Here is a 239-nt window from a genome sequence, read left to right on the forward strand (position 1 = left end):
CATCCATATCGACACGGCCGGCTATCGCACCTGGGGCGGCGATGGCGGGGCCGGTTCGTCGTTCTGCAGCAAGCCCAGGTGAGCGAGGCAGATACGGCATTCTTGACCGACCCACTGGGCGAAGCGCTGGCGCTTGCTGCCGTCGTCCAGTGGTAGCGGGCTGAGCAGGTGATAGCTGGAGCCGTCGCGCAAAAAGCCGAAAGGGGCCTCCATCTGGCCGTTGTTCAGCTCATCGCACA

1 pseudogene is annotated in these 239 nt (G+C 64.4%); it reads left to right on the forward strand.

What is annotated here, in order from left to right:
• Positions 1-82: pseudogene (locus FQ664_RS28385) on the forward strand (D-Ala-D-Ala carboxypeptidase family metallohydrolase); the annotation flags it as partial.
• Positions 83-239: the final 157 nt, after the last annotated feature.

Origin of the sequence: Pseudomonas persica (assembly GCF_900291015.1) — a bacterium.
Classification (GTDB): domain Bacteria; phylum Pseudomonadota; class Gammaproteobacteria; order Pseudomonadales; family Pseudomonadaceae; genus Aquipseudomonas.